The following is a 6739-nucleotide window of genomic DNA, read 5'->3' as shown; positions in this document are numbered from 1 at the left end:
GCTTCGGCTTCGGCTTCGGCTTCGGCTTCGGCTTCGGCTTCGGCTTCGGCTTCGGCTTCGGCTTCGGCTTCGGCTTCGGCTTCGGCTTCGGACAGGTCTTCTTCTACAGGTTCAGCCGGGTCAACAGGCGTATCGTCCTGCCGCAGATCAGTTTCGACTGCATCATCCGCTAGGAGGGGTTCCACCGGCTTTTGATCGGATTTCTTCTTACCAGCCACCGCAATATTCCCCTTATCGAATCCAAATTCAGATGAATAACAGCCCAGGTTAAGTTAATCGGGGACCTCGCCACCCTCAACCCGCAACACATGTTTCACAAGCTTTTTAACAGCTTTGCGCATTTTCTTCGGTGTCGGATGTTTTGCGATCTTCAGGTGCTCATAGCCCAAGGAATAAAGGGGATCAGCCGTAGCCTGGCTGATCGCAACCAGCCAAAGGGGGGCTGATCCGGCCCAGATATCGGCAAAATGTCGCGCCGTACGCGGCGAGAAAAGCGGAGCAATAATAGGCAGATCTCCTCTGGCAGCCTCGGTTGCCTCGGGTGTTAGCGGCAACAATCGCTGCTGATAGACCGGCTGTTCCCGAACGGTCAGACCAGATTCGGTCAGGCTGCCAGCGACATTGCCCCGTGTATGCTCACCCCGCAGGTGCAAAAGGGGGCTTTTGGGCCGATGCTTGAGCAGATGCCCGACCAATTCTTCTGCCGTGGTTCCAACCATCTTGGCCTGCCACCCATACCCTTTCGCGGTACCGGTTGTTGCGGGTCCCACGCAATAGGCCGGCAGAGTGCGATCAACACCTTTCGAGACCGCCGCATTCACCGCATTGGCCGATGTAAAGATCAACCCCTTTACACCTTTGGTATCCACCGCAACTGGCAGAGGCCGGATTTCCATGATCGGCGAATAGAGGACCTGAACCCGGGATCTGACGCCGGTTGGCAGCTGCTCGACAAACCTTTCCGAGGCGGAGCGAGGGCGGGTCATCAACAAAAACAACGTGTGGCGCCTTGACCCTTCAGGATTGTTTGCATCCGCGCAGGGTGATACCCCGCCGTATATACATGATGCAACGGATCAGGGTGATGGTGCAAACACTTACCGTATTGGGTTTGGAAAGCAGCTGTGACGACACAGCCGCAGCGGTCGTGCGCCAGACCGAAGGTGCCAAAGCCGAAATCCTGTCTTCTGTGGTGCACGGTCAAACCGATCTGCACAGCGCCTTTGGCGGTGTCGTGCCCGAGATTGCAGCCCGTGCGCATGCCGAAAAGCTGGATGTCTGCGTCGTGCAGGCGCTGGAGGCCGCCGGTCTGTCGCTGCGCGACATGGACGCTATTGCCGTCACCGCCGGGCCCGGTCTGATCGGAGGGGTCATGTCCGGTGTCATGTGTGCCAAAGGGCTGAGCGCCGCCACGGGCCTGCCGCTGATTGGCGTCAATCATCTTGCGGGTCACGCCCTGACACCCCGCCTGACGGACGGCATCGCCTTCCCTTACCTCATGCTTCTGGTGTCGGGCGGCCATTGCCAATACCTGATCGCCCATAGCCCCGAGCAGTTTACCCGCCTGGGCGGCACCATCGACGATGCGCCAGGGGAAGCCTTTGATAAGACCGCTCGCCTGCTGGGCCTGCCGCAACCCGGCGGCCCGTCTGTCGAGGCTGAGTCCCGTGATGGTAATCCCCAGCGGTTCCGCTTTCCCAGGCCACTGCTCGACCGGCCCGGCTGTGACTTGTCTTTTTCGGGGCTGAAAGCAGCGTTGATGCGGATGCGCGACCAGATCGTGGCCGACAAGGGTGGCCTGACCCGTCAGGACCGTGCTGATCTGTGCGCAGGATTCCAGCAGGCCATAGTGGACACATTGGCCGAGAAAACCCGCCGCGCGATTGATCTGTATCTTGATCACAACCCTGCTGATCCCGTTGTCGCGGTCGCAGGTGGGGTGGCAGCGAATTCGGCCATTCGGACAGCGTTAGAGTCTGTTTGCGCCCAGCAAGGCGCTCGGTTTACGGCGCCTCCGCTGGCTTTATGCACGGACAATGCCGCGATGATTGCCTATGCGGGCCTCGAACGCTTTCGCACCGGCGCGCGCGACGGCCTGGACTTGACTGCCCGCCCCCGCTGGCCGCTGGATCAACGCAGCCCAACAATGCTGGGCAGCGGTAAGAAAGGGGCCAAGGCATGAACATATCTGTCCTGGGATCCGGCGCGTTTGGCACAGCTCTGGCGATCTCATTGTCAGGCAACGGGCCGGTAACTCTGTGGTCCAGAAACGCCGATCAGGCGCGGCAGATGCACGAGACGCGCGAAAACTCCACCCGGCTGCCTGGGGTTTCCTTACCCACGAACATCGCCGTAACCGCAAATATCGCTGAGGCGTCGAAGGCTGACATTCTGCTTTTGGCCGTTCCTATGCAGCGATTGCGCAGCGCCTTGCAGAATCACGCCCCGGTGCTGCGCGGCAAGACACTGGTCGCTTGCTGTAAGGGGATAGAGTTGGATTCTGGCCTCGGGCCCGTTGCGGTCATAAGGGATGTTGTTCCCGACGCCCCGATCGCTTTGCTGACAGGACCCAGTTTTGCTGATGACATAGCGCGCGGTTTGCCCACTGCGTTAACGCTGGCTTGCGGTGATACGAATCTTGGCAAAGCATTGCAGACCAAACTGGCCACTGCGAACCTGCGCCTCTATCGGACCACTGACACCATAGGTGCTGAACTTGGCGGGGCGCTGAAGAACATCATGGCCATCGGTTGCGGCGCAGCAATCGGCGCGGGGCTGGGGGACAGCGCCCGGGCCGCGTTGATGACTCGCGGTTTTGCGGAAATGCAGCGCTTTGCCGCCCTGCGTGGCGCGCGCTCTGACACCCTGATGGGCTTGTCCGGGCTTGGGGATCTGGTGTTGACCTGCTCCTCAGAACTGTCCCGAAACTACCGTTTTGGCCTTAGTTTGGGCCTGAACCAACCATTTGACCAACATACTACCGTCGAAGGCGTCGCCACTGCGCGCGCCATGTCAGAGATTGCTGTCAAGGAAGGGCTGGACATGCCCATCAGTACAACTGTGGCGGATCTGAGCCATGGTGCCTACAGTGTGACCGAGGCCATCGAAAACCTGCTCAATCGCCCACTCAAGGAGGAATAACATGCTGATCGCACTCATCGCCCGTGACAAAGCCGGGGCACTGCAAACCCGGTTGGACAATCGCGCGGCCCATCTGGCCTATATCGAAGAAACGGGTGTTGTATCGCAGGCAGGGCCGCTGCTGGATGGCGACGCCATGATCGGTTCGCTGGTTGTGCTCGACGTCGAAGATCTGGCTGCTGCGCAAAACTGGGCAGATAATGACCCCTATGCGAAGGCAGGATTGTTCCAGTCGGTTGAGCTAATTCCCTGGAAAAAGGTAATCGGCTGATGGCGTATTGGCTTTTCAAGTCCGAACCTTCGACCTGGAGCTGGAACCAGCAAATGGCCAAGGGGGATAAGGGCGAAGAATGGGACGGAGTGCGCAACTATCAGGCGCGCAATTTCATGCGTCAGATGGCCATTGGGGATTGGGGGTTCTTCTACCACTCTCAAAAGGACAAATCGGTTGTGGGTATTGTCGAGGTATGCGCCGAGGCACATCCTGACAGTTCCACCGATGATGAGCGCTGGGAATGCGTGGATATCAAGGCCGTCCGACCCTTTTCCAAACCCGTGACACTGGACCAGATCAAGGCCGACGAACGGCTTGCCGACATGGTGCTGGTGAAAAACTCTCGTTTGTCGGTTCAGCCGGTAACAGACGATCAATGGAAAGTGGTCTGCGCCTTGGGTGAAACGCAGCCGGATTAACCTGCCGTCCTGTACAAGGTGCAAAACTTCTCAAACGTCCGGCAAGGTGTTATGTTTCCAAGGGCTACGCCGGGTAGGGACCTGAAGGTTATGATTGCTCTGGTCGTAACCGCTTGGTGTTGTTCGGATAAATTCGATATGTTTTGAAAGTTTGAACCCCGTGTCTGACAATGAAAACGGCAACGGGACACGCGATAACACCGTTGCTGCGAAAAGCACGAAAACCTGGGAAGCGCGCCTGAAAGAGGCGCGGGAAAAGCGCGCGTCGGTGCTTGCGAAGGCGCAAGAAGAGACGTCGGAAGAACCTGTTTCGACATCTGTCCAGACAGACGAACCATCCCCACCGGACGATACAGATACAGAGCAGATCGTTTCCGAGCGGGTCCGCTCGCTAAATCTGGACAAACCGCGCGTCAGAAAAAAACGGAAAACTTGGGTCGCGTTAGTACTGGTTGGCCTTTTGTGTGGGGCCGCCTTGCAATGGGTCGTTGCAAATCTTTTTGATGAGTGGCAACCCGCAGACGCAGAAGATCAAGCCGTTCTGAATGCGCTTTCTGAAACCTTTCTGGCCCCCGAAGAACCGCCTGAGGCTGCAACCACCAGCCTGCCGGACCCGAAAGACGCCCCTACGCCAGAGGATCTGTTGGTTTCGGGGGCCCCTGAGCATGAGCCTCGTTCAATCCCCGCCGACGTCAGCGAACCCTTGGACAAGCCAAATAGCCGATCAGTCGATTCGGTTGTTTTGGATCAATCCAGTGCAACCCCTTCCCAGGAACCGGAAAACGCTGTCTTGCCGGAAAGCGAGTTTGCAACCGGCCCGAATCCTGAAGCGGCAACAGCGAAGCCGGAGGTTTCCTTAACGCCGCCCAAGATTTTCATTCCTGCCCAGATGGAACCCATGTTGGCTGTCGCAACTGCTTCAGACATTCAAGCCGCGATTCCGGCCCGGTTTGATCCACGATTTCGCAATCTCAATCCGCTGAACAAGGGCGGGTTATCGCAAATGTTGCTGGTAGCCAATGATCCCATTCCGCAAGAGATCGACACACCCGCCAATCGACCCTACACCGAGGTGAAACCGCTTCTTTGGACGCCAGCCATTGGTCTGGAGGTCTCGCTTTTTGTACCGTCGAGAGTTTCGCAAGAGACCAGAAACCGGGCATTGGAACTGCTTGCCCGAGGTCAGGCAACGGTGGTGGCAACAGCTCGGGTGGGATACCGGGTCCGAGAAACCCAGGTCCGGTTTTACCATCCCGATGACGCCGAAAACGCCGCGATGGCCGCCGATGCACTTGGGGGTATCGCACGGGACTTCACAAGCTCGGGCAGCAAGACGCGCCCGGGGCGGATCGAGGTTTATCTGGAAGGCAGCGGCGGAAATGCAGACGGCAATTCTGCCGTGCAACCTGACAACGCAGAAAGCCTCATCGCGCGTATTTTAAGAGAGTTCAGATGAATAATGAGGGAAGGTTCTGACGATACAGAACCTTCCCTACCCCCGCGTGCTCCCTACTCACCACACGCGTATGGAAATGTCTGGTTCTGACCGTCCTGGTCACGGTTTGACCTTAGCCCAACCGCGCCCAGCATTTCAAACGCCAAGTCCTTAAAAAACACCTCAAATACAAAACGCCCGACGGGAAGACGACAGGCGCTTCAGGAATGCGCGGAAAGATCAGCCGTAAACGGCTTCTTTTCCGAAATGCTTGGTCAGCATGTAATAGACCACGGCGCGGTATTTGTTGCGCTCGGACATGCCATAGGTTTCCATGGTTTTGTTGATCGCTGCCATCAGCTCGGGACCATCTGACAGGCCCAGTTTCTTGATCAGGAAGTTATTTTTGACGGTTTCCAACTCGGACTTCTGGCTGGCTGCAACAGTTGCCGCATCTGCGTCATAAATCGCCGGGCCGCAACCGATTGTGACCTTGGTCAGCAGGTCCATATCGGGGTTCATCCCACATTTGTTTTTCAGATCTTCAGCGTATTTGGCGATCAGCTCGTCGCGCTTGCCCATGTCCTAATCTCCTTAATCCGTTAATCCGGTACCAATCACCGATAGCCGAGATTAGACGTGTCACAGGTCTGCCAAAAAGGATAAAAAACTGCGTTTCCTCCCCCTTAACGGGGGCTGGAAGGCACAGGATGCAAGACCTATCTGCAGTACCCCCAGCCAGTACCTTGCAGGTGGAAATGATCCGCGTGCAAGCGATTGAAGTCCGGACCCAGAACCACACGAAACCAGTCGCACGCGCCCCGCCAGATCTGTCGTAGGAACGCGGGTTCGGGGCCAGAGCCCTGCCAGTCATTTAACAGGGTCAGCACGCGGCCATCGGTCGTCTCCACACCGATGATATCGATCGAGTCCGCACGGGCATGGCTGCTCCATCCGTTGTTTTCACCCTTCAGGGTGCGCATGCGCCTGCAATTGTAACTCCGACATGGCGCAATCGGGCAATACCGGTTTCAAGCAGTTCGTGCGCGGCCGGCTGCACGACATGGTGTTCCCACATCGCCAGACGCAATGTTGTGGCGCAACTGGTTTCAACGGCTTCGATGTGCGAGGTGGCCAGCCGGGTCAGAAGGCCGCGTGCGGCAATTCTACAGTTCTGGTCAACGACCTGATCCTCCATCGCCTCGATTGAACGCCCGCTTCGGCCAACGTAGACCGACACTGGGTTTCATTCGCCACGGCGCGGTTCAGTTGATATCGGGTGACCGGCGTGACCGGCGCGCTGACTTTCAGGTCACGCAACGGGTTCCAGTGTGATGGCAGCGGTGTCTTTGGATGCGCCAACAGCACCCAGCCGCCGCCGCCCAGCACGATCACCACAACCAGAACCCTGAAAACAAAGAACGCCGCCGAGTAAAGAAACCGGCGGCGTCCGTTGTTCTGCGTCATCGT

9 protein-coding genes and 1 pseudogene are annotated in these 6739 nt (G+C 57.8%); 5 read left to right on the top strand and 5 right to left on the bottom strand.

All coding sequences use genetic code 11. The features are described 5' to 3' along the window. Together ACR0LL_RS20460 and ACR0LL_RS20455 are read right to left on the bottom strand one after the other, a co-directional pair. A partial coding sequence (locus ACR0LL_RS20460; protein WP_480492732.1) for a hypothetical protein occupies nucleotides 1-218 on the bottom strand: 218 nt, incomplete at its 3' end. A 54-nt stretch (nucleotides 219-272) separates the two neighbouring features. After that, nucleotides 273-986 (bottom strand): uroporphyrinogen-III synthase, encoded by a 714-nt coding sequence (locus tag ACR0LL_RS20455; RefSeq protein WP_267366542.1) that lies wholly within the window; start codon nucleotides 984-986, stop codon nucleotides 273-275. 98 nt (nucleotides 987-1084) lie between these two features. Between ACR0LL_RS20455 and tsaD the strand changes: the two genes are divergently transcribed. The 5 genes from tsaD to ACR0LL_RS20430 all read left to right on the top strand — a co-directional run bounded on the left by tsaD (nucleotide 1085) and on the right by ACR0LL_RS20430 (nucleotide 5290). Next, nucleotides 1085-2182, top strand: a complete 1098-nt coding sequence (gene tsaD, locus ACR0LL_RS20450) for a tRNA (adenosine(37)-N6)-threonylcarbamoyltransferase complex transferase subunit TsaD (RefSeq protein WP_480589097.1) — start codon at nucleotides 1085-1087, stop codon at nucleotides 2180-2182. Then, nucleotides 2179-3141 carry an NAD(P)H-dependent glycerol-3-phosphate dehydrogenase gene (locus tag ACR0LL_RS20445; protein ID WP_480589095.1) on the top strand — a complete coding sequence of 321 codons (963 nt, stop codon included), beginning with the start codon at nucleotides 2179-2181 and terminating at the stop codon, nucleotides 3139-3141. The genes tsaD and ACR0LL_RS20445 overlap by 4 nt, the downstream gene beginning before the upstream one ends. 1 nt (nucleotide 3142) lies before the next feature. After that, a complete protein-coding gene (locus ACR0LL_RS20440; protein WP_480482615.1) occupies nucleotides 3143-3412 on the top strand; it encodes a YciI family protein in 270 nt (89 codons plus the stop codon). Continuing rightward, entirely contained in the window at nucleotides 3412-3834 is a 423-nt protein-coding gene (locus tag ACR0LL_RS20435) for an EVE domain-containing protein (protein ID WP_480589093.1), read from the top strand. The genes ACR0LL_RS20440 and ACR0LL_RS20435 overlap by 1 nt, the downstream gene beginning before the upstream one ends. Before the next feature lie 160 nt (nucleotides 3835-3994). Continuing rightward, a complete protein-coding gene (locus ACR0LL_RS20430; RefSeq protein ID WP_480589091.1) occupies nucleotides 3995-5290 on the top strand; it encodes a hypothetical protein in 1296 nt (431 codons plus the stop codon). Nucleotides 5291-5509: 219 nt separating this feature from the next. Here the strand turns inward: ACR0LL_RS20430 and ACR0LL_RS20425 are convergent, their stop codons facing one another. The 3 genes and pseudogenes from ACR0LL_RS20425 to ACR0LL_RS20415 all read right to left on the bottom strand — a co-directional run bounded on the left by ACR0LL_RS20425 (nucleotide 5510) and on the right by ACR0LL_RS20415 (nucleotide 6736). After that, entirely contained in the window at nucleotides 5510-5851 is a 342-nt protein-coding gene (locus ACR0LL_RS20425) for a DUF2853 family protein (RefSeq protein ID WP_480589089.1), read from the bottom strand. 137 nt (nucleotides 5852-5988) lie between these two features. Then, nucleotides 5989-6467 (bottom strand): annotated as a pseudogene (locus ACR0LL_RS20420) (extensin-like domain-containing protein). Next, on the bottom strand, nucleotides 6413-6736 hold the full coding sequence (locus ACR0LL_RS20415; RefSeq protein WP_480589087.1) for a hypothetical protein: 324 nt from the start codon (nucleotides 6734-6736) through the stop codon (nucleotides 6413-6415). The pseudogene ACR0LL_RS20420 and the gene ACR0LL_RS20415 overlap by 55 nt, the downstream one beginning before the upstream one ends. Nucleotides 6737-6739: the final 3 nt, after the last annotated feature.

This window comes from Ruegeria sp. AI2 (assembly GCF_056541275.1).
This window is presented reverse-complemented; position numbering and strand designations above follow the sequence as displayed.

Excerpts from the sequence above, each read along its gene's own strand:
- ACR0LL_RS20455 (WP_267366542.1), bottom strand. The coding sequence starts at position 986 with ATGACCCGCCCTCGCTCCGCCTCGGAAAGGTTTGTCGAGCAGCTGCCA.
- tsaD (WP_480589097.1), top strand. The coding sequence starts at position 1,085 with ATGGTGCAAACACTTACCGTATTGGGTTTGGAAAGCAGCTGTGACGAC.
- ACR0LL_RS20445 (WP_480589095.1), top strand. The coding sequence starts at position 2,179 with ATGAACATATCTGTCCTGGGATCCGGCGCGTTTGGCACAGCTCTGGCG.
- ACR0LL_RS20440 (WP_480482615.1), top strand. The coding sequence starts at position 3,143 with ATGCTGATCGCACTCATCGCCCGTGACAAAGCCGGGGCACTGCAAACC.
- ACR0LL_RS20435 (WP_480589093.1), top strand. The coding sequence starts at position 3,412 with ATGGCGTATTGGCTTTTCAAGTCCGAACCTTCGACCTGGAGCTGGAAC.
- ACR0LL_RS20425 (WP_480589089.1), bottom strand. The coding sequence starts at position 5,851 with ATGGGCAAGCGCGACGAGCTGATCGCCAAATACGCTGAAGATCTGAAA.
- ACR0LL_RS20415 (WP_480589087.1), bottom strand. The coding sequence starts at position 6,736 with ATGACGCAGAACAACGGACGCCGCCGGTTTCTTTACTCGGCGGCGTTC.